The organism is Cyanobium sp. LEGE 06113 (assembly GCF_015207615.1).
In genome coordinates this window covers 19,389-44,558 of the sequence record NZ_JADEWM010000011.1, presented here as the reverse complement: position 1 = coordinate 44,558, position 25,170 = coordinate 19,389, and the positions used below count along the sequence as shown (strand labels likewise).

General features: G+C 67.7%; 23 protein-coding genes and 2 pseudogenes. 16 read left to right on the top strand and 9 right to left on the bottom strand.

Annotated elements, in window-relative coordinates:
• Window positions 1–169: 169 nt before the first annotated feature.
• From IQ220_RS14520 to IQ220_RS14505, 4 genes are all read left to right on the top strand, one after another.
• Window positions 170–622: a hydrogenase maturation protease gene (locus IQ220_RS14520; RefSeq protein ID WP_193916088.1), complete on the top strand. Its 453-nt coding sequence runs from the start codon at window positions 170–172 to the stop codon at window positions 620–622.
• A gap of 162 nt (window positions 623–784) precedes the next feature.
• The gene (locus tag IQ220_RS16630; protein ID WP_370566507.1) at window positions 785–991 is read left to right on the top strand and encodes a DUF2282 domain-containing protein; all 207 of its coding nucleotides are present in this window, start codon (window positions 785–787) and stop codon (window positions 989–991) included.
• Window positions 992–1,073: 82 nt separating this feature from the next.
• A complete protein-coding gene (locus tag IQ220_RS14510; protein ID WP_193916087.1) occupies window positions 1,074–1,898 on the top strand; it encodes a DUF692 domain-containing protein in 825 nt (274 codons plus the stop codon).
• Window positions 1,895–2,761: a DNA-binding domain-containing protein gene (locus IQ220_RS14505; protein WP_193916086.1), complete on the top strand. Its 867-nt coding sequence runs from the start codon at window positions 1,895–1,897 to the stop codon at window positions 2,759–2,761. Before IQ220_RS14510 ends, IQ220_RS14505 begins: the two co-directional genes overlap by 4 nt.
• Here IQ220_RS14505 and IQ220_RS14500 read toward each other — a convergent pair.
• From IQ220_RS14500 to IQ220_RS14490, 3 genes are read right to left on the bottom strand one after another with little or no spacing between them, the layout of a single operon-like run.
• A complete protein-coding gene (locus tag IQ220_RS14500) occupies window positions 2,758–3,357 on the bottom strand; it encodes an NAD(P)H-dependent oxidoreductase (RefSeq protein ID WP_193916079.1) in 600 nt (199 codons plus the stop codon). The two genes, IQ220_RS14505 and IQ220_RS14500, sit on opposite strands and share 4 nt — an antisense overlap.
• A 49-nt stretch (window positions 3,358–3,406) precedes the next feature.
• Window positions 3,407–4,048 carry a peroxiredoxin-like family protein gene (locus IQ220_RS14495; protein WP_193916076.1) on the bottom strand — a complete coding sequence of 214 codons (642 nt, stop codon included), beginning with the start codon at window positions 4,046–4,048 and terminating at the stop codon, window positions 3,407–3,409.
• A 33-nt stretch (window positions 4,049–4,081) separates the two neighbouring features.
• Window positions 4,082–4,783, bottom strand: coding sequence for a glutathione S-transferase family protein (locus IQ220_RS14490; RefSeq protein ID WP_193916073.1), 702 nt, complete (start codon window positions 4,781–4,783; stop codon window positions 4,082–4,084).
• Window positions 4,784–4,863: 80 nt separating this feature from the next.
• Between IQ220_RS14490 and IQ220_RS16625 the strand changes: the two are divergent.
• The 10 genes and pseudogenes from IQ220_RS16625 to hypE all read left to right on the top strand — a co-directional run bounded on the left by IQ220_RS16625 (window position 4,864) and on the right by hypE (window position 17,680).
• A pseudogene (locus tag IQ220_RS16625) lies at window positions 4,864–5,225 on the top strand (winged helix-turn-helix transcriptional regulator).
• A 48-nt stretch (window positions 5,226–5,273) separates the two neighbouring features.
• A complete protein-coding gene (locus tag IQ220_RS14480) occupies window positions 5,274–6,977 on the top strand; it encodes a YdiU family protein (RefSeq protein WP_193916100.1) in 1,704 nt (567 codons plus the stop codon).
• Between the two features lie 45 nt (window positions 6,978–7,022).
• Window positions 7,023–7,379: a hydrogenase maturation nickel metallochaperone HypA gene (gene hypA / locus IQ220_RS14475; protein ID WP_193916070.1), complete on the top strand. Its 357-nt coding sequence runs from the start codon at window positions 7,023–7,025 to the stop codon at window positions 7,377–7,379.
• A gap of 24 nt (window positions 7,380–7,403) precedes the next feature.
• Entirely contained in the window at window positions 7,404–8,129 is a 726-nt protein-coding gene (gene hypB / locus IQ220_RS14470) for a hydrogenase nickel incorporation protein HypB (RefSeq protein WP_193916067.1), read from the top strand.
• Between the two features lie 12 nt (window positions 8,130–8,141).
• On the top strand, window positions 8,142–10,604 hold the full coding sequence (locus IQ220_RS14465) for a Sua5/YciO/YrdC/YwlC family protein (protein ID WP_370566506.1): 2,463 nt from the start codon (window positions 8,142–8,144) through the stop codon (window positions 10,602–10,604).
• Window positions 10,601–10,798 (top strand): HypC/HybG/HupF family hydrogenase formation chaperone, encoded by a 198-nt coding sequence (locus IQ220_RS14460; protein ID WP_255510993.1) that lies wholly within the window; start codon window positions 10,601–10,603, stop codon window positions 10,796–10,798. The genes IQ220_RS14465 and IQ220_RS14460 overlap by 4 nt, the downstream gene beginning before the upstream one ends.
• Window positions 10,795–14,533: pseudogene (gene nifJ / locus IQ220_RS14455) on the top strand (pyruvate:ferredoxin (flavodoxin) oxidoreductase). Before IQ220_RS14460 ends, nifJ begins: the two are co-directional and overlap by 4 nt.
• Window positions 14,530–15,564: a dihydroorotate dehydrogenase-like protein gene (locus IQ220_RS14450; RefSeq protein ID WP_193916061.1), complete on the top strand. Its 1,035-nt coding sequence runs from the start codon at window positions 14,530–14,532 to the stop codon at window positions 15,562–15,564. The pseudogene nifJ and the gene IQ220_RS14450 overlap by 4 nt, the downstream one beginning before the upstream one ends.
• A 68-nt stretch (window positions 15,565–15,632) precedes the next feature.
• On the top strand, window positions 15,633–16,655 hold the full coding sequence (gene hypD / locus IQ220_RS14445) for a hydrogenase formation protein HypD (RefSeq protein WP_370566508.1): 1,023 nt from the start codon (window positions 15,633–15,635) through the stop codon (window positions 16,653–16,655).
• Window positions 16,643–17,680: a hydrogenase expression/formation protein HypE gene (hypE, locus tag IQ220_RS14440; protein WP_193916058.1), complete on the top strand. Its 1,038-nt coding sequence runs from the start codon at window positions 16,643–16,645 to the stop codon at window positions 17,678–17,680. Before hypD ends, hypE begins: the two co-directional genes overlap by 13 nt.
• On the opposite strand, the gene IQ220_RS14435 is transcribed toward hypE, so the two are convergent.
• Window positions 17,649–18,176 carry a hypothetical protein gene (locus IQ220_RS14435; RefSeq protein ID WP_193916055.1) on the bottom strand — a complete coding sequence of 176 codons (528 nt, stop codon included), beginning with the start codon at window positions 18,174–18,176 and terminating at the stop codon, window positions 17,649–17,651. The genes hypE and IQ220_RS14435 overlap by 32 nt on opposite strands.
• 103 nt (window positions 18,177–18,279) lie before the next feature.
• Between IQ220_RS14435 and IQ220_RS14430 the strand changes: the two genes are divergently transcribed.
• Both IQ220_RS14430 and IQ220_RS14425 read left to right on the top strand, forming a co-directional pair.
• Entirely contained in the window at window positions 18,280–18,459 is a 180-nt protein-coding gene (locus IQ220_RS14430; RefSeq protein WP_193916052.1) for a hypothetical protein, read from the top strand.
• Window positions 18,460–18,625: 166 nt separating this feature from the next.
• Window positions 18,626–19,480, top strand: coding sequence for a galactose mutarotase (locus IQ220_RS14425; RefSeq protein ID WP_193916049.1), 855 nt, complete (start codon window positions 18,626–18,628; stop codon window positions 19,478–19,480).
• On the opposite strand, the gene IQ220_RS14420 is transcribed toward IQ220_RS14425, so the two are convergent.
• From IQ220_RS14420 to IQ220_RS14405, 5 genes are all read right to left on the bottom strand, one after another.
• Entirely contained in the window at window positions 19,459–21,144 is a 1,686-nt protein-coding gene (locus tag IQ220_RS14420; RefSeq protein WP_193916045.1) for a mechanosensitive ion channel family protein, read from the bottom strand. The two genes, IQ220_RS14425 and IQ220_RS14420, sit on opposite strands and share 22 nt — an antisense overlap.
• Window positions 21,145–21,262: 118 nt before the next feature.
• Complete coding sequence (locus IQ220_RS14415) at window positions 21,263–23,506, bottom strand: FAD-dependent oxidoreductase (RefSeq protein ID WP_193916042.1); 2,244 nt, start codon at window positions 23,504–23,506, stop codon at window positions 21,263–21,265.
• 75 nt (window positions 23,507–23,581) lie between these two features.
• Window positions 23,582–23,875, bottom strand: coding sequence for a hypothetical protein (locus IQ220_RS14410; RefSeq protein WP_228009274.1), 294 nt, complete (start codon window positions 23,873–23,875; stop codon window positions 23,582–23,584).
• 100 nt (window positions 23,876–23,975) lie between these two features.
• Window positions 23,976–24,122, bottom strand: coding sequence for a hypothetical protein (locus tag IQ220_RS15935; protein WP_228009273.1), 147 nt, complete (start codon window positions 24,120–24,122; stop codon window positions 23,976–23,978).
• Window positions 24,098–24,985 carry a 2-hydroxyacid dehydrogenase gene (locus IQ220_RS14405; protein ID WP_228009272.1) on the bottom strand — a complete coding sequence of 296 codons (888 nt, stop codon included), beginning with the start codon at window positions 24,983–24,985 and terminating at the stop codon, window positions 24,098–24,100. Before IQ220_RS14405 ends, IQ220_RS15935 begins: the two co-directional genes overlap by 25 nt.
• Between the last annotated feature and the right edge of the window lie 185 nt (window positions 24,986–25,170).

Here is a 25,170-nt window from a genome sequence, read left to right as displayed (position 1 = left end):
AATCTGGTGAGCGTTGAGGGGAGCAGGCATGGCCCGGTGCCCTGCGCATGGCAACCGGATTCAGCTGATCCACTCCAGAGCGGTCAACCTGTTTGGCGCGACCCCTCAACCAGATTGTCGTCGGACATTCGGCTCTCAACGCGATGACACCAACTCCCCCAGGTCTGCGTTGAAGCGTCCTGCACTGCAGCCTGATTGCCTGGTGATCGGCATCGGCAACCCCCTGCGCGGCGACGACGGCGTCGGCACCCTGCTGGCTGAGCAGGTGGGTGGGCGCAGCGTGCACCAGCTCACGCCGGAGCTGGCCGCCGATCTGGCGCCGCTGCAGCGGGTGCTGTTCATCGATGCCTGGCTGGCTCCACAGCAGCCCGGCCCCGTGCCCCAGCCCCGGCTCGATCCGTTGCCTGCCGTAACGCCCGGCGTTGGCAGCGGCGCCAGCCACCACCTTGATCCTGCCCAGTTGCTGGCGATCACCGCCGCCCTCTACGGCCGTGCCCCCAGCGCTTTCTGGCTGCGCATCCCCGCCCACAGCTTCAGCCATGGCAGGGATTTCTCCCACCGCCTCAAGGCCTCCCTGCCGGCGGCCCGCCGCCTGCTGCGCCGCTGGCTGGTGGACGCCTGAAATCCAATCGGCTTTCCGAGCGGTATCCGTGCGACCGGTGGCTGCATCACCCAGCCGGCCGCGCTCGATCCTTCGTTTTCCACCCCCCATTCCGATGAACACTCCTCAGGCGCCCCATGCCGCGGTCAGCACCGCCATCTCCGGCCTTCTGGCCCTTGGCTGGTGGCCGCCACAGGCGGCGAAGCCCTGGCCGGCAAGGCTGGGATGGAAAAGTGCGCCGGCATCGCCAAGGCCGGCATGAACGACTGCGGCACCAGCAAGCACTCCTGCGCCGGCGAGGCCAAGGTGTCCGGCGACCCGGAAGAGTGGGTCTACGTTCCCACAGGCACCTGCAAGAAGATCGTGGGGGGAACGCTGAAGAAGTCCTGAGCCTGCGTTGATCCATGGGGCTCTGGGGTGGTGTGTCCTCCACCCTCCAGAGCCCCCGCCCTTCTGTTGCTCTGCGCCTGCCGTGGCTGATTCCGATATCCAGGGGGTGGGCGTGGGTCTGCGCTCGCCCCACTACGCCGACATCCTCAGCCGCTGGCCGGCACTTCCCTGGTTCGAAGCGCTCTCAGACAACTACCTCGGTGGGGGCCTGCCCCTGCATCACCTCAGCCTCATCCGCGAGCGCTATCCGATCACCCTGCATGGGGTGGGCCTCTCGCTCGGTTCGGTGGATCCGCTCAATCAGGCCTATCTCCAGCGCCTGAAAGCGTTGGTGGATCGGGTGCAGCCCAGCTTCGTTTCGGATCATCTGGCCTGGGTGTCCCAGGGGGGCCGCTATTTCCATGACCTCGCCCCACTCCCTTACACCGAGGAGGCCCTGGTGCATGTGGCCGAACGCATCCAGCGCGTGCAGGACTTCCTGGGACGGCAGATTCTGATCGAGAACCTCTCTCCCTATGTGAGCTTTGCCGCAGCCGACTACCTCGAATGGGAGTTTCTCAGTGAGCTGGCCCGCCGGGCCGACTGTTTCCTGCTGTTGGATGTGAATAATGTGTTTGTGAATGGCTTCAATCACGGCTTCGATCCGCTCCTCTATCTCGATGCCCTGCCCGCCGAGCGGGTGAAGGAAATCCATCTCGCCGGCTATGAGGAAGAGGGCAGCTTCCTCTTCGACACCCATGGACGCGCCGTGCAGGATGGGGTCTGGGCGTTGTACCGGCAGGCCCTGCAGCGCTTTGCCCAGGTGCCGGCCCTGATCGAGTGGGACACCGACATCCCCTCTCTCGATGTGCTGATGGCGGAGGCTGCCAAGGCGGAGGCGCTGCGCTCGGATCAGGCGCTGCCATGAAGCTGGCAGCGCTCCAGCAGCTTTTCGCCGCAGCGGCCCTGGGCACGGCCAGCGAGCCCGAGCAGGCCCGCCTGGCAGCTCAGCTGCAGGGCAGCCGGGTGTTGCCGGCCCGGCAGGGGATCGAGGCCTACCGCACCAGCGTGAACGGCAAACTGCTGCGCAGCCTTGAGCAGATCTATCCCGTGTGCCAGCGGCTGGTGGGCGAGGCGTTCTTCCAGGCCATGGCGTCTGCGTTCCTGGAGCAGGGCGTTTCCCGCTCGCCAGACCTGGGCGACTACGGCGCCGGGTTGCCCGGGTTCCTGGCGGAGTTCCAGCCGGCCGGCGCCCTTCCCTACCTGGCGGATGTGGCGCAGCTGGAATGGCTCTGGCACCGGGCCTTCAATGCCCCGGATCAACCCAGCCTCAATCTGCAGGCCCTGGCCCAGGTGCATCCCGAGCACTGGGATCGGCTCGTGTTCCGCTTGCCGGCCGGGGCTGCCCTGATCGCCTCCGACTACCCCATCCACCGCATCTGGGAGGTCAACACCAACCCGGCGGCGCAGCACCAAGTGGTTGATCTCGATCAGGGAGGGATCCGGATCTTCGTGTGGCGCGACGGCCACACCACCCGCCTCGATCTTCCCGGCGAGCCGGAATGGCAGCTGCTCCAGGCCTTCGCGCGGGGGTTGCCCTTCGGTGAGGTCTGCCACCAGGGCATGGAGATCTCCGGCGCCTCGATCGGCTCCATCCTGCCCCTCTGGGTGCAGCGCGGCTGGCTGCGCGATTTCGAGCTGCAGGATGCCGCGATAACATCAGAATGGGGCGATTCGGAACCACTTAGCCCAAGACAACCGAAGGCTAGGCAGAAGGCAAGCGAAGGCTAGGAAGCGGGTATCGCAAAGTGCTGATTGAGATGAGCTTCAAAGCGGAGAAAATCATCGTCGATGCTGGGGTTCTTCATCACGTCGAAGCAAGCAAACGTTGGCAGCGGTTGCATGCCGAAGAATCGAAAGTTCAAATGCATTGGCCAGAACAAGTCGTCCAGACTCTTGCCCTCAAAAAACGACTGACTAGCATCATTTAAGGCAGACTTGGGAGCATTTAATGTCAGTGAGAGCATGTACTTGGCGTCGGTCAAGCTGCCACCAGTGCCATACTGCGAGCTGGGGTCGTGGCGGCTTCTACCATCACCGTTACAAAGTTGACCACCCATTCCAGCAGAGTAGACCAAATCCATGTAGCGCTTAAAGCTCCATGGCACTTCCATCCAATTCACAGGACTCTGTAGAATCAGCACATCAGCCCATTGATGGTTGCTCAGCTCTCCCTCGATGTCATAGTTATCCTTCATTGTCGTGATTCTGACTTCATAACCCTTCTGGATTAGATTGACTTTTGCTATGTCTACCAACGTGGCATTGAGCTTGCCTTCTGAGAAAGAGTAGGCTTCGTGAGCATTGATAATGAAGGCATTCTTCATGGTTAAATGGGGCTACGTGGTGATCGGCTAAGAGTGAGCTGCATTGGTCTCAAGCCTGCAGGGCCTTGACGATCTCACTGGGTTCAGCTCGCTTGGTGTAGTCGACATCCGCAAATGCATACTGGATGACGCCATCTTGCCGCACGACATAGGTTGCGGGGATCGGCAATTCAAAATGGTCATTGCCGTTGTAGGCAGTCAACTCGATGCCAAAGCCTTCGTAAATAGGCAACAAAGCTGCTGGTAGTTGAAACACCAGGCCAAAGTCCCTAGCCACCTGATTGTCAGCATCACTGAGCACTGGGAACTCCAAGTGGTTCTTTTCCTGGGTGGTCAGAGAGTTGTCGGGAGTTTCCGGAGAAATGGCAACCAGTGTCGCACCTGTGTCTCGGATACTTCTCAGCGCCTGTTGCAGTGCCCTGAGCTCAAGGTTGCAGTAGGGACACCATCCGCCGCGATAAAAGGCAAGGACCACCGGTCCATTGGCGAGTAAGTCGCGCATGCTCACGGTTTCCCCCGTTGCATTCGGGAGAGCAAAGTCTGGGATAGAGTCACCCACCTTGAGACTCTTCTCCAGAAGTCCTGATTGTTCCAAGGCGGACGTCGCCTGTTGCATCAGTGTTTGTGTGCTCTCAGGCACGTGGCTGAGGAAGCTTTCTCGTTGGGTCTGCAACTCAATCGCTAAAGTCATGCTGAAGTTTCCAGGGAAATGGTGAGCGTCTGCTTAGTCATTGAAGCGTGAGGCGTTTTCAGCCTGGGAGGCGGCTTCATCCCCTTGCCCAAAGAAGGCGGGAAATGGCTTGGGAATCGTGATGGCCTTTTGCGTGGCAGGCCGGGCGTCCATCCGATCAAACCAGGCTTGGAGGTGTTCTAATCCTTGGATTACAACCTTGGCCCAGGGAAATGACCTTGCCCACGGATACGTGGCCATGTCCACAATCGTGAACGTATCGCCAAGCAAGTAAGCCTTGCCCTCCAGCTGACGATCCAAGACCTCTAGGAGACGGCGCGACTCGCTCACATAGCGATTGATGGCATAATCATCTCGGTCGCCTTTTGGGGCAGCGATCCGCTGAAAGTACATGGCCTGTCCCATCATCGGGCCAAGCCCAGCCATTTGGAACATCAACCATTGGAGGGCTTCTGAACGGGCATTCTCCCCACATGGCAGAAACTTCTGGTATTTCTCAGCCAGGTACCAAAGAATTGCGCCCGACTCAAACACCACGAAGTCACTGTTGCCATGGTCGACAATGGTGGGAATCCGGCCATTGGGATTAAGCTTCAGATACCACTCAGACTTCTGCTCTTTCTTGCTGAAGTCAATCGGGGTGATGTCATACTCAATTTCTGCTTCTTCCAGAAAGATCACCGGTTTCCAGCCATTCATCGTGGAGGCGGTGTAGAGATGAATCTCGGAACCCATGACAGCTCTGACTGACGGCTGCACCGTAGACAGGGCAGTAACCAGAGTCAACTAGTATACTTTTAGTAACCACTCGATCCATGAGCGCATCCTCAGCGATCAGCACCGATGGCCAAGGCCGCAAGCAGGCTTTGCAGCCTTGCCTGGAGCCCTGCCCCATCGAGCGGGGCATGCGTGTTGTCGGCGGTAAATGGAAAGGATCCATTCTCTGGCATCTGAAGGATGGCCCTTTGCGGTTCAATGATCTGGCACGTCAGCTGGGAGGTGCCAGCAAAAGATGGTGACGCAGCGCCTGCGTGAGATGGAGGAAGCAGGCCTGATCATCCGCGAGGTGGTGAGTGATCGCCCGATTGCGGTGCAGTACAGCATTACTGATTTCGGCAAGACGGCCCTGGGCGTCCTCGATGCTCTGAAGGACTGGGCTGAAAAGCACCAACTCTAGTAGATTGTCGATATGATCGGTTACATCGAAACAGCTCAGCCACTCGCAATGTTGTCTCCATCCAAGCCATTGAATGACTCTTGCGTGACGACCTTCGAGGAGTTTGCACACGCGGCAGATTATTCATTGATGAACTCCTTGATTGCCGACCCTGATGCCACCGTTGATGGCGATGATCACCGTGTCAGGCAGGTCTTTTCGGGCCACTACGTCCCTGTTACGCCTACTCCCCTTGCTGACCCTGTCTATGTCGCCCACAGCAGCGCCCTGTTTGAAGACCTTGGCTTGAGTGACGCGCTCGCCCAGAACAATGACTTTCGCCAGGTCTTTTCCGGTGACCTGTCGAGCGTTCGGAAGCCGATGCATCAGCTCGGCTGGGCCACGGGGTATGCCCTTTCGATCTACGGCACCGAATACATCCAGCAATGTCCTTTTGGCACGGGCAATGGTTATGGCGATGGCCGGGCGATCTCTGTCTTTGAAGGTGTGTTCAAGGGCCAGCGTTGGGAGATGCAGTTAAAGGGTGGCGGCCCCACGCCCTACTGCCGTGGTGGCGACGGGCGTGCCGTGCTGCGCTCCAGTGTGCGTGAGTTTCTGGCCCAGGAGCACATGCACGCTTTGGGCGTTCCCACATCGCGCTCGTTGACCCTGTATGTGTCGACATCCGAGACCGTTGTGAGGCCTTGGTATTCGCCGGAATCCCGCTCCAGTAATCCTGATATTGCGGTCAGCAATCCTGTGGCTATTTCTACTCGCGTAGCACCGTCTTTTTTGCGGGTCGGTCAACTGGAGCTGTTTGCTCGCCGTGCTCGCAGCAAGGCACACCCTGGTGCACTGGACGAGTTGCGCATGATCGTGTCCCATCTCATCGAGCGGGAATATCGACAGGACATTGACCGAGGTCTTGCCTTTGTCGATCAGCTCGTTGAGCTGGCCAGGTGTTTTCGCGGCCGCCTCACCGCCCTGATCGCCAACTGGCTCAGGGTGGGGTACTGCCAGGGCAACTTCAACAGTGACAACTGTGCCGCTGGTGGCTTCACGCTTGACTACGGCCCCTTCGGATTCTGCGAGCTGTTTGATCCTTCCTTCCAGCCCTGGATCGGCGGCGGTGATCACTTCGCCTTCTTCAATCAACCGGTCGCCGCTGAAGCGAACTTCCATATGTTCTGGACCGCTGTGCGCCCACTGCTTGCAGACCATCCTGAAGTCCTGGACCGTTTCGATCACGTGCGTCGTGACTTTGCCGCGGCGATGGAAACGGAACTCCAGGCCATGTGGGCTGCCAAGCTTGGCTTGAGCACATCCAACCCAGCCCTGGTCACAGCATTGCTGCAGTTGATGGCCGAAACGAAGGTGGATTACACCATCTTCTTCCGCGAGTTGTCCCATCTGCCAGACCAGGCCTCAGCCCTGAACAGCAGCTTCTACGCCAACCCATCGCAGCAGCTCGATCAGCAATGGCAGGCTTGGCTGCAACGCTGGCGCGACCACGTCGGCAAAGACCGTGATCCAGCTGAGCTGTCAGCACAGATGAAGCAGGTGAACCCCAAATACACCTGGCGAGAGTGGCTGATTGTGCCCGCGTACGAACAGGCCATGCAGGGTGACTACGCCTTGGTGAGGGAGTTGCAGAACGTTCTTTCCCACCCCTACGAAGAGCAATCAGAGGAGGTGGAAGCTCGCTACTACCGCTTGAAGCCTGAGCAGTTTTTCAATGCAGGGGGCGTTTCCCACTACAGCTGTTCGTCGTGATGCTGCATGAGGGCGACGGTTGATCAACGCCCAGCCTGAACGCCCATGCATGAGCTCAGCATCATGGAAGCCGTGCGCGATCAGGCCCTGGAGCAGGCCGAGCGCCATGGCGGCGGTCTGATCACCGCCATCACCCTGCGCATCGGCAGCCTGGCCGGGGTGGAGATCGACGCCCTGGCGCTGGCCTTCGAGGTGGTGATGGCCGGCACCCCTGCCGCCGCGGCGCGGCTGCTGATCGAGCCGGTGGCGGCGGAATGTTTCTGCGCCGCTTGCCAGGCGCCGTTTCCTGCCCAGGATGGGGTGTGTGAGTGCCCCCGCTGCGGCGCCATCAGCCGCCAGCTCCTGCGGGGCCGTGAGCTGCAACTGGCCTCCCTGGAGCTGGCCGATCCGGAGCCCTGCTGACACCCCCACCGGGAGCCTGCTGAGATGTGCACCACCTGCCACTGCGGCCAGAGCGAACCGGCCGTGATCACCGCCCCCTCCCCCAGCGCCCGCCGGCTGGAGCTTGGGGCGGCCCTGCTGTCGCGCAACGACGCCGTGGCTGCCAGCCTGCGCCGGCGCTTCACGGCCGCAGGTCTGCCCGTGCTCAACCTGCTCTCCTCGCCCGGCTCCGGCAAAACCGCCCTGCTGGAGCGGCTGGGGCGCGACTGGAGCGGCAGCGGCCGCCTGGGCGCGATCGTGGGCGACCTCGCCACCGACAACGACGCCCGCCGTCTGCGCGCCGCCGGCATCGAGGCGGTGCAGATCACCACCGGCCAGGCCTGCCACCTGGAGGCCGCCATGCTGGAGCCGGCCCTGGAGCGCTTTGATCTGGCCGCCCTGGAGCTGCTGGTGATCGAGAACGTGGGCAACCTGGTGTGTCCGGCCGCCTACGACCTGGGCGAGAGCCTGCGGCTGGTGCTGCTGTCGGTCACCGAAGGGGAGGACAAACCGCTCAAATACCCGGCCATGTTCCACAGCGCCGATCTGGTGGTGATCAACAAGATCGACCTGGCCGCCGCTGTTGACTTCGACCGCGACCATGCCCGCCGCCACATCGCCAAGGTGGCGCCGGCGGCCTCCATCGTGGAGGTGTCGGCCCGCACCGGGGAGGGGATGGATGCCCTGCGCGACGCCATCACCGCCGGGCTGGCCGCACCGGCCCTGGCCTGAGGCCGCAGCTCCGTGACCGATCCGGCCCGGTTGCTGCTGCACTGCCGCGGCACCGTGCAGGGGGTGGGCTTCCGGCCGTTTGTGCACCGCCTGGCCAGCGCCCTGGAGCTCTGCGGTGAGGTGGAGAACGTGGACGGGGCGGTGCGGGTGGACCTGCACGGCGAACGCCCGGCCCTGGAGCGCTTTCTGGGCCGCCTCAGCAGCGAGCTGCCCGTTCCGGCGCGCCTGGAGCCGGTGGAGCCCAGCTGGCTGCCGCCCCTCTCCCAGCCACCGGCGGGCCTGCGCATCGCCGCGGCTGCCCCCCGGCCCCTGGGCACCGGCCTGATCGCCCCGGCCCTGGTGGCCGATCGGGCCCCCTGCAAGGCCTGCCTGGCCGAGCTGGCCGACCCCGCCAACCGCCGCTACCGCTACCCCTTCATCAGCTGCTGCGCCTGCGGGCCGCGCTACTCGATCGCCACCGCCACCCCCTTCGCCCGCGCCCACACCACCCTGGCGGCCTTCCCCCTCTGCCCCGCCTGCCGGCGGGAGTTCAGCGATCCCGCCGATCGCCGCTTCCATGCCGAGACGATCGGCTGCCCGGCCTGCGGGCCCCAGCTCAGCCTGAGCCTGGCGGCCTCGGCAGACCGCGAGCCGATCCAGGCTGCGGCGGCCCTGCTGCTGGCCGGCGGCATCCTGGCGCTGCAGGGGGTGGGCGGCTTTCAGCTGCTGGTGGATGCGTCCCAGCCCGAGGCCATCGCCCGGTTGCGCCGGCTCAAGCGGCGGCCCCACAAGCCCCTGGCCCTGCTGGTGCACGATCCCGCCGCCCTGGAGAACTGCGTGCAGATCTCGCCCCTGGAGCGCGACCTGCTGCACGCCCCGGCCGCCCCGATCGTGCTGCTGAGGCGGGCCGATCCCCTGGCCACGGAGGCCTGGCCGGGAGTGGCCCCAGGCAGTGCCCAGCTGGGGGTGATGCTGAGCGCCTCGCCCCTGCACCAGCTGCTGGCCCGGGCCGTGGGCCGCCCCCTGGTGGCCACCAGCGGCAATCTCAGCGGTGATCTGCTCTGCACCGATCCCCAGGAGGCCCGCCAGCGGCTGGCCGGCATCGCCGATGCCCTGCTGCACCACAACCGCCCCATCGCCCGCCCCCTCGACGATTCCCTGGTGCAGGTGGTGGAGGGCCGGCCGCGGCTGCTGCGCCGGGCCCGGGGCCATGCCCCCGCCGCCCTGGTGCTGCCGCTGGCCCCACCTGTCGACTGCCGCGCCCTGGCCCTGGGGGGCGATCTCAAGAACGCCGCCGCCGAGGCCAGCGGCGGGCACATCCGGCTGGCGCCCCACCTGGGGGATCTGGCCGGTCCGCGCCAGCACAGGGTGCTGGAGGTGTGGCTGCAGGAGCCACGGGCGGGGCCGCAGCCGCCCCAGTTGATCGCCTGTGATGCCCATCCGGGCTACGTCAGCCAGCGGCTGGCCAACGACGCCCTCATCAGCTGGAACCGGCAGGCAGCCGGCCCAGAGCGGGTGAGGTTGGTGCCGGTGCAGCACCACCGGGCCCATGGCCTGGCGGTGGCGGCGGAACACGGCTTGCCGCTGCCCTTGCTGGTGTGGGCCTGGGATGGCCTGGCTACGCCCCCGGCCAGGGCACCGGCCACCAGCTCTGGGGCGGCGAATTGCTGCGGCTCAACAGCCTTGACTCCACGCGACCTGCAGCTGAGCGGCTGGCGGCCCTGCGGCCCTTTCCCCTGCCCGGCGGTGAACGGGCCATGCGGGAGCCCCGTCGGGTGGCGCTGGGCCTGCTGGCCGCTCTGGAGGATGGGCGCTGGCTCGACCATCCGGCCGCGCAGTGCTGCCGCGAGGCCTTTGCCGAAGCGGAGCTGCCCCTGCTGCTGGAGGCCCTGCGGGCCGGCTGCCAGGCACCCCAGACCTCATCGGTGGGGCGGCTCTTTGACGGCGTGGCGTCGCTGCTGGGGGCGTGTCAGCGGCAGAGCCATGAGGGCCAGGCCGGCCTGCAGCTGGAGGGACTCGCCCGCCGCGCCCAGGCCCAGCGGCGGGCCGAGGGCCAGCGGAAGGCCCAGTCCAGGCGGGCCGGCGGTTCGCCGCTGTTGCCGCTGTTGCCGGCCCCGGACCTGCCCCTGGGCTGGCTGGACTGGCAGCCCTTGCTGCGCCATCTGCTGGAGCAGCGCAGCCAGGGGGTGGATGCGGCGAGGCTGTCGCTGGCTGTGCACCAGGCCCTGGCCGATGCGATGGCGGCTGCAGCGGCTGCGGCCGCGCCGCCAGGGGCGCCCCTGGCGCTGGCCGGGGGCTGCTTCCAGAACGCTCTGCTGCTGGAGCTCTGCGCCGCGGCCGCTCGCTCCGCGGGCCTGCGGCCCTTCTGGAGTGAGCAGGTGCCCTGTAACGACGGCGGCCTCGCCCTGGGCCAGCTGTGGGCAGTTTGTGAGCGGCCTTCCTAGAACGGAAGTAGCCCTCGCGGCACGGCCATGTGCCTGGCCACAGCAGGATTGATCCTGGCGATCAGCGACGCCGCCGATCCCCTCTGGCGCCGGGCCGATGTGGATTTCGGCGGCGTGCGCCAGCAGGTGAGCCTGGCCTGTCTGCCCCAGGCGCTGGTGGGCGATCGGGTGCTGGTGCACGTGGGCGTGGCCCTGGCGCTGGTGGATGACGACACCGAATCCCCCCGGGCGGAGCTGGAGCCATGACCGTTGCCGCAAGACCAGATCCAGGCGCCTGCATCACGGTGGATGGCAACGAGGCCGTGGCCCGGGTGGCCTACCGGCTCAACGAGGTGATTGCCCTCTACCCGATCACGCCGGCTTCGCCGATGGGAGAATGGGCCGATGCCTGGGCCGCCGAGGGGCGCCCCAACCTCTGGGGAGCGGTGCCGGAGGTGGTGGAGCTGCAGAGCGAGGCGGGGGCGGCCGGCACGGTGCACGGCGCCCTCCAGGCCGGGGCGCTCACCACCACCTTCACGGCCTCCCAGGGGCTGCTGTTGATGCTGCCCAACCTCTACAAGCTGGCCGGCGAGCTCACGCCTGCGGTGCTGCATGTGGCGGCCCGCTCCCTGGCGGCCCAGGGGCTCTCGATCTTCGGCGACCACAGCGACGTGATGGCCACCCGGGGCAGCGGCTGCGGCATCCTCTGCTCGTCCTCGGTGCAGGAGGCCGCTGATGGCGCCGTGATCGCCGCCCGGGCCAGCCTGCTCAGCCGCCTGCCCTTCCTGCACGTCTTCGACGGCTTCCGCACCTCCCACGAGATTCAGAAGGTGCACGCCCTCGACGACGAGCTGCTGCGCCAGATGATCCCGGAGCAGGCGATCCGGGATCACCGCGCCAGGGCCCTGAGTCCGGCCCATCCGGTGCTGCGCGGCACCGCCCAGAACCCGGATGTCTACTTCCAGGCGCGGGAAGCGGTGAACCGGTTCTATGACGCCGCGCCGGGCCATCTGCTGGAGGCGATGCAGCGGTTCGCCGCCCTCACCGGCCGCCACTACCGCCCCTACGACTACGCCGGCCCCGCTGATGCCGCGCGGGTGCTGGTGCTGATGGGCTCGGGGGCCGAAACCGCCCTGGAGGCCAGCGAGGCCCTGCAGGCCCGCGGCGAGCGGGTGGGGGTGCTGAAGCTGCGTCTGTTCCGGCCCTTCGCGGCCCGCTGGCTGGTGGAGGCCCTGCCCGCCAGCACCCGGGCGATCGCCGTGCTGGATCGCTGCAAGGAGCCCGGGGCGCCGGGGGAGCCGCTCTACCTCGACGTGCTCGCCGCCGTCAGCGAGGAATGGCGCCAGGTGCATGGCCCCCAGCCGCAGCCGCTGCTGCTGGGGGGGCGCTATGGCCTCTCCTCCAAGGAGTTCACCCCGGCGATGGTGAAGGCCGTGTTCGATCACCTCCAGGCGGCGATCTCCAGCCCAGGGGATGGTCCCCGGCCCCTCAATCACTTCACGGTGGGCATCCACGACGACGTGACCCGGCGCTCCCTGGCCCTCGACGAGGCCTTCGTCACCGAGCGTCCCCGGGCCGAGAGCGGCCAGGTGAGGGCTGTGTTCTACGGCCTCGGCTCCGATGGCACCGTGGGCGCCAACAAGGCCGCCATCAAGATCATCGGCGAGGGCACCGATCTGCACGCCCAGGGCTACTTCTCTACGACTCCAAGAAGGCCGGCTCGGTCACGGTGTCGCACCTGCGCTTCGGGCCGCAGCCGATCCGCTCCACCTACCTGATCCAGCGGCCCACCTTCGTGGCCTGCCACCAGTGGGACTTCCTGCGCCGTTTCGATCTGCTGGCGGGCATCGAGCCCGGCGCGGTGCTGTTGCTGAACAGCCCGTTCGAGAGCGCCGAAACCTGGATCCGGCTGCCCGAGCCCGTGCGGCAGCAGATCAGGCAAGCCGGCCTGCAGGTGCATCAGATCAACGCCGAGCGGGTGGCGCGCCAGGCCGGCATGGGGCCCCACATCAACACCGTGATGCAGGCCTGTTTCTTCGCCCTCAGCGGCGTGCTGCCCCGGCAGGAGGCGATTGCCCGCATCCGCGCCTCGATCCACCACAACTACGGCCGCAAGGGCGAGGCGGTGGTGGCGATGAACCTGGCGGCCCTCGATGCCAGCCTCGACCACCTGGAGCCCCTCGACTGGCGCCAGCTCGACGCCCAGGCTGCCGCAGGCAGCAACGACCCCCAGGCTGCCCCGCCTGATCCGGCCACCCTGCCGGGCACCGGCGAGCGCCTGGCCGGCGCGCCGGCCTTCGTGCGGGAGGTGATCGGGCCGATGCTGGAGCGCCGTGGGGACGAGCTGCCGGTGAGCGCCCTGCCCTGCGATGGCACCTGGCCTGTGGGCACGGCCCAGTGGGAGAAGCGCAACATCGCCACGGCCGTGCCGGTGTGGGAGAGCGACCTCTGCGTGCAGTGCGGCAAGTGCGTGCTGGTGTGTCCCCACGGGGTGATCCGCGCCAAGCTGGCGGCGCCTGAGGCCTTTGCGGCGGCGCCTGAGGCTTTCGCACCGCCCCCTGCCGGGACCGGACGTTCGCCGGCCAGACCTTCACCCTGCAGGTGGCCGTTGAAGACTGCACCGGCTGCTCCCTGTGCGTGGAGGTCTGCCCGGTGCGCGATCGCAGCCAGCCGAAGCGCAAGGCGATCAACATGGCCCCCCGGCGTGCCGAGCTGCCGGCCGCCCGCGGCCACTGGGACTTCTTCCTGCAGCTGCCCCATCCGCCCCGGGAGCTGCTGGATCCGCACCGCGTCGCCCACCAGCAATGGCTGGAGCCCCTGTTCGCCTTCTCAGGCGCCTGCGCCGGCTGCGGCGAAACCCCCTACCTCAAGCTGGCCAGCCAGCTGTTCGGCGATCGCATGCTGGTGGCCAATGCCACCGGTTGCAGTTCCATCTACGGCGGCAACCTGCCCACCACCCCCTGGAGCGCCAATGCCGAGGGGCGGGGCCCCGCCTGGAGCAACTCCCTGTTTGAAGACAACGCCGAGTTCGGCTACGGCATGCGCGTGGCCCTGGATCAGCAGCGCGCCATGGCCCTGGAGCTGCTGGCTCAGCTGGCGCCGCTGCTGCCGCCCAGGCTGGTGGAGGCGACCCGGGCCCACGCCGGCGGCGCCCCAGCCGACCAGGCCGGCGAGGCCGCGATCCTGGAGCAGCGCCAGCGGGTGGCGGAGTTGAAGCGCTGCCTGCAGCGGTTGCTCGGCCTCGATGGCGGCCAGGAGCCGGGTGGGCTGAGCGGCTCCGATCGCCCGCTGGCCGAACGCCTGCTGGATCTGGCCGATGCCCTCACCAAGACCAGCGTGTGGCTGGTGGGCGGCGATGGCTGGGCCTACGACATCGGTTTCGGCGGGCTCGACCACGTGCTGGCCAGCGGCCGCGATCTGAACGTGCTGGTGCTCGACACCGAGGTGTACTCCAACACCGGCGGCCAGGCCTCCAAGGCCACGCCGCTCGGGGCCGTGGCCAAGTTCGCGGCCTCGGGCAAGGCCGCCGCCAAGAAGGATCTGGGCCTGATGGCGATGACCTACGGCCACGTCTACGTGGCCAGCGTGGCGATGGGCGCCCGCGACGAGCACACGATCCGGGCCTTCCTGGAGGCCGAGAGCTATCCGGGCCCGTCCCTGATCCTGGCCTACTCCCACTGCATCGCCCACGGCATCGCCATGGCCCGCGGCATGGACCACCAGAAGCTGGCGGTGGACTCGGGCCGCTGGCTCCTCTACCGCCACGATCCCCGCCGCGCCGAGCGGGGCGAGAACCCGCTGCAGCTCGATAGCCCAGCGCCGCAGCGCTCCCTGCGGGAGGCCATGGCCGCCGAACAGCGCTTCGAGGTGCTTCGCTACAGCCAGCCGGAGCGGGCCCGCGAGCTGTTGAACCAGGCCGAGGCCGAGCGGGCGAGCCGCTGGGCCCGCTACCGCGCCCTGGCCCAGCCCTGGAGCCGCCAGAGCGGCCCGCCTCAGCCATGAGCGGGCCCGACCTCGCCACCACCTACCTCGGCCTGCCGCTGCGCACGCCCCTGGTGGTGGGTGCTGCCGGTCCGCTGAGCGAGAGCGTGGAGGCGCTGCAGGAGCTGGAGCGCTGCGGTGCGGCGGCCATCGTGCTGCACTCGCTGTTCGAGGAGCAGATCGAGCGGGAGCAGCTGGCCCTGCACCACCTGGGCCAGCAGGGCGCCGAAAGCTACGGCGAGGCCCTCAGTTACCTGCCGGAACCAGCGCTGCAGCACGGCGGGGCCGACGCTTACCTGCGCCTGATCGAGCAGGCCTGCCGCCGCCTGACGATCCCGGTGATCGCCAGCCTCAACGGCCGCAGTCCGGGCCGCTGGGTGGAGAGCGCCCGCCGCATCGAGGCGGCCGGCGCCGCGGCCCTGGAGCTGAACATCTACGCCATTCCCACCGATCCGGAGCTCTCCAGCGCCGCGATCGAAGCCCAGGTGGAGGAGATCGTGCGGGAGGTGCGCGCCGAGGTGGCCCTGCCGCTGGCCGTGAAGCTGGGGCCGTTCTTCAGCAACTTCGGAGCGATGGCCCGGCGCCTGGAGCACTCGGGTGCCCAGGGGCTGGTGCTGTTCAACCGCTTCTACCAGCCCGACATCGACATCGAGTCGATGACCGTGCGGCCCAACCTGCTGCTCAGCACCCCCCACGACCTGCGCCTGCCGCTGCGCTGGATCGCCCTGCTGCACTGCCGCGTGGGCCTGGACCTGATCGGCAGCGGTGGCGTCCACCGCGGCACCGATGTGGTGCGTCTGCTGATGGCCGGTGCCGCCGCCACCCAGGTGGTGGCGGCCCTGCTGCGCCATGGCCCCGGACGCCTGCAGGGGCTGGAGGATGAACTCGCCACCTGGATGCGCGACCACGAGGTGGCGAGCGTGGCCGCCCTGATCGGCTGCATGAGTCAGGCCCACTGCCCCAATCCCGAGGAGTACGAGCGCGCCCAGTACATGCAGGCCATCCACAGCTACAGCCCGGCCGGCGCGGCCACGGCCCGGGGGCCCTGGTGAGCAGCACCGCGGCGGTCACCGCGCTGGCCGCCAGGCTGCGGGCCACGGTCACCCGTCCCTGGACGTTGATGGAGGTGTGCGGCGGCCAGACCCACGCCATCGTGCGCTGGGGCCTCGATCAGCTGCTGCCGGATGGGCTGCGGCTGATCCACGGGCCGGGCTGTCCGGTGTGCGTCACCCCCGCCGCCAGCATCAACCAGGCCCTGGCTCTGGCCCGTCGCCCGGAGGTGATCCTCTGCGCCTATGGCGACATGCTGCGGGTGCCGGGCAGCGAGCCGGGCGACGACCTGCTGCGGGTGCGGGCCGCGGGGGGGGACGTGCGCCTGCTCACCTCGCCCCTGCAGGCGATCGCCCTGGCCCAGAGCCACCCCGCCCACCAGGTGGTGTTCCTGGCCGTGGGCTTCGAGACCACCGCTCCGGCCACGGCGCTGCTGGCTCAGCAGACGGCCCGGTTGGGCCTGGCCAACCTGTCGTTGCTGATGGCGCACGTGCGGGTGGTGCCGGCCATGGCAGCGATCCTGGCGGCGCCCGGCAACCAGGTGCAGGGCTTTCTGGCGGCCGGCCATGTGAGCACGGTGATGGGCCTGGAGGAACTCCGGCCCCTGGTGGAGCGGCATCGGCTGCCCGTGGTGGTGAGCGGCTTCGAGCCCGAGGAGCTGCTGCGCGGCGTGCTGGGCTGTGTGGAGCTGTTGGAGGCCGGCAGGCCCGCCGTGCTGAACGCCTACCCGCAGGTGGTGCGCGAGCAGGGCAACCCCGGGGCCCGGGCCCTGCTGCAGCAGGTGTTCCAGGTGGTGGATCAGCCCTGGCGGGGGCTGGGCGTGATCGCGGCGGGGGGCCTGGCCCTGCGGCCCGAGCTGGCCTGGCTCGATGCCCGCGCACGCTTCGATCTGGCGGAGCAGGGCCGGGCCGAGGGGGCGGGAGCCCAGGAGTGCATTGCCGCCCAGGTGCTGCAGGGGCGGGCGCTGCCCAGCGACTGCGCCGCCTTCGGCAGCCGCTGCCGGCCCGAACACCCGCTGGGGGCGCCGATGGTGTCGAGCGAGGGGGCCTGCGCGGCCTACCACCGCTACCGGGCGGTTCCATGCAGGAGCTGATCCAGCTGGCCCACGGCGGCGGCGGCACCCTGATGCAGCAGCTGATCGACCGGGACCTGCGGCCCCTCTACGCCGATCCCGCCCAGGTGCTCCACGATGCCGCCAGCCTGGCGCTGCCCCATGGCCGGCTCGCCTTCAGCACCGACGGCTACGTGGTGCAGCCCCTGGAGTTCCCCGGAGGCGACATCGGCCGGCTGGCCGTGATCGGCACCGCCAATGACCTGGCCATGGCCGGAGCGCGACCCCTGCACCTGAGTGTGGCCCTGATCCTGGAGGAGGGCCTGCCGCTGGCGCTGCTGCGCCGGGTGGTGGCCTCCATGGCCGCGGCCGCCCGGCTGTGTGGCCTCACCATCGTGACCGGTGACACCAAGGTGGTGGAGCGCGGCAAGGGCGATGGCCTGTTCATCACCACCAGCGGCATCGGCCTGCAGAGCCTGGGCGGAGCGCAGCCGGCAACGCCCGATGGCCCGGCCCTTGTTCCCAGCGCGATCCAGCCCAGCGCGATCCGGCCCGGCGACCAGCTGCTGGTGAGCGGCGATCTGGGCCGCCATGGCGTGGCGATCCTCGCCGCCCGCCACGGACTGCAGCTGGATCCGCCCGTTCTGTCTGACTGCGCTCCACTCTGGCCCCAGGTGGAGCGGATGCTCGCCGCCGGCCTGCGGCTCCACTGCCTGCGGGACCTCACCCGCGGCGGCCTGGCCAGTGCCCTGCAGGAGCTGGCCGAGGCGGCGGGGGTGGAGCTGGCGATCGAGGAGCCTCAGCTGCCGGTGATCGAGCCGGTGGCCCGCACCTGCGCCCTGCTGGGTTTTGAGCCACTGCATCTGGCCAACGAGGGCCGTTTCGTGGCGGTGGTGCCCCCTGAACACAGCGCCCGGGCCCTCGCCCTGCTGGAGCCCGACGGGGGCGCCTGGATCGGTGAGGTGCGGCCCGCCTCGGGCCGGCCGCGGGTGGTGCTGACCACGGCCCTGGGCACCGAACGGCTGCTGCTGCCCCTCAGCGGGGAGCTGCTGCCGAGGATCTGCTGAGCGGCGCCCGTTGCCACAGGGCCAGTCCACCGCCCCGGCCCCGGGCCACCAGCCAGGCCCCATCGCCCTGCTGCCCCGTGGCAATCAGGGCGAAGAACGGCAGTGCCCGCGGCTCGGGGCGCTGCAATGCCTTCTGCAGCAGCAGCCGCTCCCCCCAGCGCAGTTGCAGGCGCTCGAACCAGAACAGCAGCAGCGGCCGCCGCCCCCACAGTTCACCGGCACCGTCAAAGCGGAGCTGCAGCTGGCCCAGCTGCACGCTGTTGGTCACGGCCAGGGCGCCATCGCTGCTGGGATGGAGCTCCAGGGTGGCGGCCAGGGGGCGCAGCAGGGCCGCGGCTGCCAGCGGCCTGGCCTGCTGGCGGCTCCAGAGCCGGCTCAGCAGCCAGGCACCCTCCAGTTGAGGGGCGGTGAGGCCCGAGCCCTGGCTGCGGCTGCGTCGCTCCAGCTCCAGGATCGCGTCGCCATCGGGAACGCTCACACCCGGCGGGGGCACCATGCTTCACACCGCGCAATCAAGCCATGGGTATCCCTGCTCAATCTGCTTGCTTCCTGAACGTGCTGTTCATACGGTTCATGCACGTTCCCTCACATATGTCGCCATGACAGCCTCCCACACCAACGCTTCCCTCGCCCCTCGCAGTGGCGAACACGCCACGGCCGGATTCCCCGCTGCCGATCATGACCCGGTGGAGGCCTACTTCGAGTGCATCACCACCTGCTCGGTGGATGACGGCGACTGCGTCACCACCTGCACCGAGATCCTGCGCGAGCACAGCTGAACAACTTGTGATCAACGTTCCGAGCCTGAGGATCTAGCGGTTGGTCAACATGTTGCCTGCGACGGTCATGCGCAGGCAACTCCCACAACCGGCTCAAGGCCAAGATCAGCCAGGATGAACCGATCAGCCAGGATTCACCTTGGCAACTCACACTCGGGATTGACGCTTGGCTCTCATCCAGCACTCGGAGTCCTATCCCCACTGGGAGTTCACCGATGCCTCCGGATCGGAGGTTCTGCGGGTGGTTCCAGAACGTGGCGGGTTGGTCACAGGCTGGCGCAGCCTGGGCCGTGACTGGCTCTATTTCGACACCGAGCGCTTCACCGATCCATCCTGTTCGGTGCGAGGCGGCATCCCGGTGCTGTTTCCGATCTGTGGCGGGCTGCCGGGCGATGCGGTTCGCCTGCCCCAGGGACTGGTGCAGCTGAGCCAGCACGGCTTTGCCCGCGACCGGCCCTGGCGGCTGGCTGAACGTGCCGATGGCCAGGGGGTGAGCCTCAGCCTGGAACACGACACCACCACCCTGGAGGCCTTCCCCTTCCGCTTCCGGCTGCAGCTCGACTACCGCCTCGCCCCCGGGCTGCTGGAGATCACGGCCAGGGTGGAGAACCAGGGCAGCTCACCGATGCCGTTCAGCCTCGGGCTGCATCCCTACTGGGCTGTCACCAGCCTCGCGGATGTTCGTCTGGAAGGCCTGCCCCAGCAGGGTTTTGACCACCTCAGCATGGCGGAGGCGCCCACCGCCGCGGCCCTGGCCCAGCTGGAGCAGGGGGTGGATCTGCTGGTGCGGCCCAGCGGGCCGGTGAGCCTGGTGGATGGGGCCACAGGCTGCAGGGTGAGCCTGGAGCCCCAGGCGCCCTGGGATCTGGCCGTGATCTGGAGTGATCCGCCCCGGCCGATGCTGTGCCTGGAGCCCTGGACGGGCCCGCGCCTGTCCCTGATCAGCGGCGACCGGCTGCTGCAGGTGCCCCCCGCCGATGGCCTCAGCCTGCAGTGCCGCTATGGGGTGGCGTTGTCCTGAGGGGTCAGGGGCGGCGGCAGGGTGCTGGGGTTGCCGTTTCGCATGGCGTGGTACCCGGGCGAGAGGATTTCGATCTTGGCGTCGGCGAACTGATCCTGAATCGCACCGAGCAGCTCGGAGAGGGTTTCACGGTATTTCTTGGAATCACGGATGCTGGCGGTGAGTTCGTAGCTGATGTTGAAGTCGTTGAGGCTGGTCTGCAGCACAAACGGTTCTGCTTCCCGGCTGATGCCTTCCACACTTTTCGCCGCGCTGATCATCAGCTCATGCACCTGGCGCCAGGGCACGTCGTAGCCGATGGTCACCGTGGTGCAGACGGCCACCGGCTTGCGGATCTCGCGCCTCGAGAAGCTGTAGTTCACCACCGATGAGGTGATCACCGCCGCATTGGGGATGCTCACCAGTTCATTGCGAGGGGTGCGGATGCGGGTCACCAGCAGGGCCCGCTCCTGCACCAGTCCGATCACGCCGTTGATCTCCACCCGATCGCCCTCCAGGAAGGCCCGGGTATAGATGAGCATCAGGCCACTGATCACATTGGTGGCCGCGGCGCTGGAACCCAGGGCGGCCAGCACGCCGAACAACAGGCCCGCTCCCTGGAAGGCCCGGCTGTCGGAGCCTGGGATGTAGGGGAAGGCGAACAACAGGCCCGCCAGCACGATGAAGGTGTTGGCGATCCGACGGGTGGGAATCGCCCACTCCCGATAGAACCAGGAGATCTTCAGCCGCCCGCGCCGCAGGGCCCCGAACAGGAAATTGCTGAGGCGCACCATCAGCGCGGTGCACACTGCGATGAAACCCATCCAGAAAAAGTTTGGCACCAGGCTGAGCACGGCCCGCACGACCTGCATGAACCAGGTCAGGAGCTGGCCCCGCAGACCCTCGGCCATGGCCTGGGTGGGTGGGAAGAAGCTGAGCAGCAGCGGAATCAGGAGCCAGCTGATCAGCAGCAGCGCCCCCCAATGCGCCGTGTTGAGCAGCAACCGCGTGGTCACGATCGTCTGGGCCGGGGTGACCAGGGTCTGCTCCCCGAGCTTCAACCTGGGCGCCAGCGCCACGCTGCGGCGACTCAGCCAGCGCAGCAGCCGCCTGTGCAGGCGTTGCTGCCAGCGCACCCACAGCACATACACCCCCAGCACCAACATCGCCAGCAGGGTGCCGACGATCCAGGAGCGCCGGCTGTTGCGCACCCGGTAGTCGCGCACGGCGGTGCGGATCTGGTCGCGGTAGCGCTCGGCCAGCGCCTGCCGGCTGAGGCCGGCCTGCTTGGCGGCCCGGTCGTCCACGGCCAGGCCCGGCAGGAACTTGCCGTCTGAGGCGAGCAGCCCCACCGTGGCGTAGGGATCCTGATCCCGCACCACGATCCGATCCGCCCGGAAACGCGGATCACGCACCAGGCGCTGGAGCTGCCCGGTGATGCGTCGGGCCACGTCCTTGGGGTTCTGAGCGCCGGCGGCACTCTTGATCTCGATCACCCGGCGGCCATCCAGCATCACCCAGGCCCCCGCATCGTCTGCCGGGTCCGTGGCGGCGCTCTTGGTGTCTGGCTTGGCGGTGTCCTGCTTCGCCTGGGCAGTGAGCTGTTGACTGGCCAGGGGCTGCAGGGCCGGCTGTGCCAGGGACACCTGGTGCATTGGCCCGATCGCCAGAAGCACGGCCAGCATCAAGCGCTCAGCCAGCGCCAGGCCTGCCCAGGCTGTTTCAAGCTGAACCAACGCCGCATGGCCAAGGTGCTCGGGGGCTCAGGTCGATGCACCATTATCCGGGCCACTGGAGGCGGCTTCAAGGCGTGCCGAGCCGCCAGCGGTGGAACCGCTCCAGCAGCCCCAGCAGCCGCTGGGGAGCCCGGGCCTTCTTCCAGGCCCCGGCGGCGTACTTGTTCACCTCAGCGAAGGTGGGGTAGGCGTGAATCGTGCCGAAGATCCGGCTGAGTCCAAGCCCCCAGCGCATCGCCAGCACAAACTCCGCCAGCAGCTCGCCGGCGTGCTCGGCCACGATCGTGGCCCCCAGGATCGTGTCCTTGCCCGGGGCGGTGAGCACCTTCACGAAGCCCCGCTCGGCGCTCTCCACGATGGCCCGGTCGAGCTCGTGCAGGGGCACCCGCGTGACCTCCACAGGGATCTGCAGGGCCGAGGCCTCCGTTTCGGTGAGGCCCACCGTGGCCACTTCCGGATCGGTGAAGGTGGTGCGGGGGATCACCCGGTAGTCGGTCTTGAAGCGCCGCACGCTGCCGAACAGGGCATTCACCGCGGCATACCAGGCCTGATGGGAGGCGGTGTGGGTGAACTGGAAGGGGCCTGCCACGTCACCGGCGGCATAGATGTTGGGGTAGAGGGTCTGGAGGTAGTCGTTGGTGGTGATCGTGTCGCCGCTGGGAATGCCCAGCTCCTCAAGGCCGTAGCCCTCCAGCCTGGCCCTGCGGCCCAGGGCGCAGAGCACCGCATCGCAGGCGATCGAGCTGCTGGCTCCCTCGTGCTCCAGCAGCACCTGGGCCGTGGGTTCAGCTGCCGCACCTGGCGGGGTCGCGGCAAAGCCCAGCACCCTGGTCTGCAGCAGCAGCTGCACGCCATCGGCCTCCAGGGCCCGGCGCACCTCCTCGGCCACGTCGGCATCTTCCTTACGGAGCAGCCGCTCGCCGCGGTGGATCAGGGTCACGGGCAGGCCCAGCTGGGCCAGAGCCTGGGAGAGCTCGCAGCCGATCGGTCCGCCGCCCAGCACCGCCAGCCGTGGCCGCTCCAGGGGGCACTCGCGCAGCCAGCTCCACAGCGTTTCGCTGCTCAGCAGCGGCACCTGCGAGGCTCCCGGCAGGTCGGGCAGCACCGGAGCGGCACCGGTGGCCAGCACGATCGAGCGGCCGCTGAGCCGCTGCTCCTGGCCATCCCGGCCGCGGATCGCCACGGTCCAGGGATCCACCAGGCGGGCATGGCCCTTCACCACTTCCACCCCCAGCGCCTCATAGCGCTCCACGCTGTCGTGGGGAGCCACGGCGGCCACCTTGGCCGCCACCCGCTCCAGCACCTGCCTCACCGAGAGGCTCGGCTCCACCGGCCTGAGGCCGTAGCGATCTGCCCGGCGCATGCGGGCCGCCAGCCGCGCCGAGGCGATCAAGGCCTTGCTGGGCACGCAGCCGGTGTTGAGGCAGTCGCCGCCCATCGCCTCCGCTTCGATCAGGGTGACGCGGGCCTTCACCGTGGCGGCGATGTAGGCCGTCACCAGCCCGGCGGCGCCGGCCCCGATCACGATCAGGTTGCGATCGAAGCGGCGCGGACGGTTCCAGGGGCGGTAGAGCCGCCAGATGGCCAGGCGGTCGGTGGCGGCGCGGGCCAGCCAGGGGAACAAGGCCAGCAGGGCGAAGGAGAGCAGCAGGGGCGGCGACAGGATGCCGTCGAGGCCGCGCAACTGAGCCAGCTGGGTACCGGCGTTCACGTACACCAAGGTGCCTGGCAGCATGCCCAGCTGGCTGGTGAGGTAATAGGCCCCGGCCCGCATGGGGGTGAGCGCCATCAGCAGGTTCACCAGGAAAAAGGGAAACACCGGCGCCAGGCGCAGGGTGAGCAGATAGAGCACGCCGTCGCGCCGCACCCCCGCTTCGATCGGAGCGAGCTGGCGCCCGAAGCGCCGCTGCACCAGATCGCGCAGCAGGGTGCGGGCCAGCAGGAAGGCCAGCAGGGCGCCGGCGCTGGAGGCAAACGACACCAGCAGCGTGCCGAGGCCGAGGCCGAACAGGGCGCCGCCGGCGAGGGTGAGCACCGCCGCCCCCGGCAGCGACAGGGCCGTGACCACCACGTACACGGCCATGTAGGTGAGGGCGCTCTGCAGGGGCGCCTGCTGACGCCACCCCTGCAGGGAACCCTGGGCCTGCTGCAGGGCCTCGAGGGTGAGGAAGCGCTGCAGGCCAAACCCGAAGAACAGGGCCACCACCAGGGCGATCGCGGCCAGCAGGGAGAGCTTGCGCCAGCGGCCGCCGGACTGCTCCGGCTCAGGGGAGTCGTCGCCCGGGGAGGAGGCTTCTGAGGGGGGAGTCATGGGAGCCGGCGGTCTTCCTCTCTACCTTCGGGGGGCTGGAGCGGATTCGGGGCCCTGGGCTCCGCTGAGCTCGGCTCAGAGTCGCACTTTGGTCACCGCAGCCTGAATCGGCCGGCGCTGGGTCCCGATGTCGATCGGGCTGCGGGTGAAGATCTCCACCCGGATGCCCAGCCGGGCCACCACCACCACGGCCCGGGCCAGCAGAGCGGCGACCACCACCGCAGCGCCTGGCCAGAGCAGGGCGCGCAGGGGCAGGCAGCTGCTCACGGCCACGACACCCGCCCCGGCCAGCAGATGGTTGAGCAGCAGGCCCAAGGCGGCACCGCCGATCAGCAGGGCCAGCGAACGGGGTTGGAAGAGAGCAGGCATCAGACCACGGGCCCTTGGCGGTTGCGGAGGACGGAACTCTCAACCTATGGCTGCGGCCGTGGATGCAGCCGCTGGACACGGCCACACCTTCAGGCGCTCCTTAAGTGAGCAGGGAGCCCTCCACGAAGGGGACTCCCTGCAGCAGCGACTGGAGATTCGTACCGGTGATGCGAGCGATGTCGTTGAGGGCTTCATGGGTCAGAAACGCCTGGTGCGCCGTGATCAGCACATTGGGGAAGGTGAGCATCCGTGCCAGCAGATCATCCTGCAACACCGTTCCGGAAAGATCCTCGAAAAACACCCCTTCCTCCTCCTCATACACATCCAGTGCCACCCCACCCAGCGCCCGGACTTCAGGCCTTCGATCAGGGCCACGGTATCAATCAGGCCACCCCGGCTCACATTCACGAGGATCACGCCGGGCTTCATGCAGTCTATGGTCTCCCGGCGAATGATGTGATGGGTTTCGGCTGTCAGGGGAACATGGAGGGAGATCACATCGCTGAGGCTGGAGAGAGTGATCGGATCCACATAGGTGATCCCCTCTCGTGCCGCCCAGGCCGGATCGGGATAGGGGTCGTAGGCCACAACCACCATGCCGAAGCCCCGCAGGATCTTGGCCAGGATGCGCCCGATCTTGCCCGTTCCCACAATGCCCGCCGTGCGGCCATTGAGATCAAAACCCACCAGGCCCTGCAGAGAGAAATTGTGTTCCCGCACCCGGTTGAACGAACGATGCACCTGGCGATTGAGGGTGAGCAGCAGAGCCACGGCATGCTCGGCCACGGCATTGGGGGAGTAGACGGGCACGCGGGTCACGGCAACACCGAGATCGCGGGCCGCCTCGAGATCCACGTTGTTGAAGCCGGTGCAGCGCAGGGCCACCAGCTCGACGCCGCGGCTGGCCAGGGATTCAAGGCAGTACTTGTCAATCGCGTCATTGACGAACACGCACACAGCCCGAGCCCCATCGGCGGTGCCGGCCGTGTCCACGCTCAGGCGAAAATTCAGAAAGCGCAGATCCACATCAGGGCCCGCCGCCGCCGGCAGATGCAGCAGGTCGTAGGGCTTTGTGTCATAGACAGCCACAGAGCATTGCGTCCTCTGCATGAAGATTTTGGGGAGCAGCACGATTGTGACTGAATCACTCTAGCCACGCCTCGTCAGGCCACCGGCTCTGGCCCCGCCCCGTCAGGAAAGCCGGAAATGTTCAGCCCTGGATGGCGTCACAGACGTCCCTTCCAGGCCCAACTCCCATGACGAGAAGTTTCGTTGTCGTCCGGATTGCGTGGAGG

What these genes read in the sequence shown, in the direction of transcription:
- IQ220_RS14435 (WP_193916055.1), bottom strand. Translation starts at nt 18,176, where the DNA reads ATGGTGCCCCCGCCGGGTGTGAGCGTTCCCGATGGCGACGCGATCCTG.
- IQ220_RS14430 (WP_193916052.1), top strand. Translation starts at nt 18,280, where the DNA reads ATGACAGCCTCCCACACCAACGCTTCCCTCGCCCCTCGCAGTGGCGAA.
- IQ220_RS14500 (WP_193916079.1), bottom strand. Translation starts at nt 3,357, where the DNA reads ATGAAGAATGCCTTCATTATCAATGCTCACGAAGCCTACTCTTTCTCA.
- IQ220_RS14405 (WP_228009272.1), bottom strand. Translation starts at nt 24,985, where the DNA reads ATGCAGAGGACGCAATGCTCTGTGGCTGTCTATGACACAAAGCCCTAC.
- IQ220_RS14490 (WP_193916073.1), bottom strand. Translation starts at nt 4,783, where the DNA reads ATGGGTTCCGAGATTCATCTCTACACCGCCTCCACGATGAATGGCTGG.
- IQ220_RS14480 (WP_193916100.1), top strand. Translation starts at nt 5,274, where the DNA reads ATGTTGTCTCCATCCAAGCCATTGAATGACTCTTGCGTGACGACCTTC.
- hypE (WP_193916058.1), top strand. Translation starts at nt 16,643, where the DNA reads ATGCAGGAGCTGATCCAGCTGGCCCACGGCGGCGGCGGCACCCTGATG.
- hypA (WP_193916070.1), top strand. Translation starts at nt 7,023, where the DNA reads ATGCATGAGCTCAGCATCATGGAAGCCGTGCGCGATCAGGCCCTGGAG.
- IQ220_RS14495 (WP_193916076.1), bottom strand. Translation starts at nt 4,048, where the DNA reads ATGACTTTAGCGATTGAGTTGCAGACCCAACGAGAAAGCTTCCTCAGC.
- hypB (WP_193916067.1), top strand. Translation starts at nt 7,404, where the DNA reads ATGTGCACCACCTGCCACTGCGGCCAGAGCGAACCGGCCGTGATCACC.
- IQ220_RS14415 (WP_193916042.1), bottom strand. Translation starts at nt 23,506, where the DNA reads ATGACTCCCCCCTCAGAAGCCTCCTCCCCGGGCGACGACTCCCCTGAG.
- IQ220_RS14450 (WP_193916061.1), top strand. Translation starts at nt 14,530, where the DNA reads ATGAGCGGGCCCGACCTCGCCACCACCTACCTCGGCCTGCCGCTGCGC.
- hypD (WP_370566508.1), top strand. Translation starts at nt 15,633, where the DNA reads ATGGAGGTGTGCGGCGGCCAGACCCACGCCATCGTGCGCTGGGGCCTC.
- IQ220_RS14505 (WP_193916086.1), top strand. Translation starts at nt 1,895, where the DNA reads ATGAAGCTGGCAGCGCTCCAGCAGCTTTTCGCCGCAGCGGCCCTGGGC.
- IQ220_RS14410 (WP_228009274.1), bottom strand. Translation starts at nt 23,875, where the DNA reads ATGCCTGCTCTCTTCCAACCCCGTTCGCTGGCCCTGCTGATCGGCGGT.
- IQ220_RS15935 (WP_228009273.1), bottom strand. Translation starts at nt 24,122, where the DNA reads ATGCTCACCTTCCCCAATGTGCTGATCACGGCGCACCAGGCGTTTCTG.
- IQ220_RS14420 (WP_193916045.1), bottom strand. Translation starts at nt 21,144, where the DNA reads ATGCTGGCCGTGCTTCTGGCGATCGGGCCAATGCACCAGGTGTCCCTG.